The sequence below is a fragment of the Desulfobacter latus genome (assembly GCF_013389365.1).
GTDB classification, from domain to species: domain Bacteria; phylum Desulfobacterota; class Desulfobacteria; order Desulfobacterales; family Desulfobacteraceae; genus Desulfobacter; species Desulfobacter latus.
Genome location: NZ_JACADJ010000165.1, coordinates 1 through 1,043 on the forward strand (window position 1 = coordinate 1; position 1,043 = coordinate 1,043).

The following is a 1,043-nucleotide window of genomic DNA, read 5'->3' on the forward strand; positions in this document are numbered from 1 at the left end:
GCTTTCATGCTCCTGGCAATAATTTCGACTTCCAGTTTTTTTTGATTTAATATATCTTTTATGCCATTGCCAGCCTGCACAAAGAGTTTTAAGAGCGTCTTTATCAAGGCCGGTATTTTCTAAATTTGTTACTATTGTCGAAGCGTTATCAAAATAAGTCAATAACTTAGGAACGACTTTGCGTATTTTATTAATCGTTTCTGACAGTGTTTTATGGTTCAATGTATCAATGAGATCTAAATATATCTGAATCGTATCTTCTGCGTCCTTGCGTTGCCGAAGATTTCCATTCAAATCAAATACATGCAACTCCTTAATGATCCCTGTGTAGACATATTTGAACTGCTCATATAATTCTATTTTTTTATGAGTTACTTGAGTGGCAGCATCATATGCTGCTGTCCTTTTGGAAACAACCTCAGCACTTCTTGCAGAATTGATTTTTTTCTGACAATTGTATTCTTTTTCTATTGCCTGGTATGCACTCCTCTCAAACCGATCTACCCAAAGCCCGAGTCTGTGAGCAATAGTATGAAACGTATCTGGTTGCCAGGAAACATCCGATAAGCCTTGTGAATGACCTGATGTCAAACCGCTTCCTTCATCACTGACCAGGTAAACGGCTATGTGGCCATTGTTTTCAATGCAATTCCAATGCTCTACCCAGTCTTTAGCCTTTCGAGTATCCGATAATTCCATTTTCAATATTGCAGAACTAACAGGGTCCACTGTCACTAAAACCGGGGTGTTTTTTGAGAATATTTCATCACTGGCAAAAACCATCAATCGTATATTTTCTTCCTTATTTATTAAGGTACCAGGGAGCAAAGATCCGACATGTTTAAGGTATTGGCTTATAAAACCTGTTGAATTATTAGCTAATCCAAATCTTTTCATTAAGTTTGAAATGCTTTCAATACTGCATTTACCTTCCAACCTTAAAGATAAAATATATGACAAAACTTTTTTTTCATCAACCGAATTGATTTTTGAAGGGGCTTTATTAAAAATAATGGAGAGTACTGATTTCAAGCTGTTAATTG

Annotated in this window: 1 protein-coding gene; it reads right to left on the reverse strand. The window is 36.0% G+C overall.

The annotated features are described in order from the left end of the window. Positions 1-1,043 (reverse strand): hypothetical protein (locus tag HXW94_RS18780; protein ID WP_178368414.1); only part of this gene is annotated, 1,043 nt, incomplete at both ends.